This is a genomic window from Photobacterium sanguinicancri, from assembly GCF_002265265.1.
GTDB lineage: Bacteria > Pseudomonadota > Gammaproteobacteria > Enterobacterales > Vibrionaceae > Photobacterium > Photobacterium sanguinicancri.
In genome coordinates, this window is the sequence record NZ_NOIF01000418.1 from 1 (window position 1) to 546 (window position 546).

At 33.9% G+C, this 546-nt stretch carries 1 protein-coding gene; it reads left to right on the top strand.

Features of this window, described 5'->3' with window-relative positions; genetic code table 11:
* Window positions 1–45: 45 nt before the first annotated feature.
* Window positions 46–546: hypothetical protein (locus ASV53_RS24400; RefSeq protein WP_141226331.1), on the top strand; the 501-nt coding region annotated here is incomplete at its 3' end.

A 546-nucleotide genomic window follows, 5' to 3' on the forward strand; every position in this document is an offset into this window, starting at 1 on the left:
CTATTCGTCGGCAGCGTCAGATTTGTATAAGAGACAGGACTGAATATGCTGCTATCATATATATCAAGTGGCAGTATGGTTAGAGGAGTCGAAGACAAGAAGAAGCTATTTTTGGATTATCACTCAGTTCTGCTTATTTACTTTATTTTGGACAGTAGTCAAGTTGATAGAGATCTGATTGATCTGGGAAGCCATGTTGTAGAAAGCCTTGTTAAGGTATCAGAATTTTATCGCTGGATATTAAAAGAGCCAGAAACAGAAATATTCCCTAATAATAAGAGTTGGTTTGAGTCAAATGCAACTAGCAATGGAATCATCGTTCTAAAAAAAGGAAATGAAATCCTAATTAGAAAACACTCAACTCATTTTAATGACTCGTTAAGCCTAAAAGTAGATAAATATGGTTACTCAGAAATTGTAGTATCCCACAACACTTCAGAGTTAGTTAGTTTAAGAGAAAAAATCAGAAGTGAAAACTTAAAGGAGAGACTCGGATTAGTATATTACTTTGTTAAGAATGAAGAAGGAAAACACAATTATCCAAGT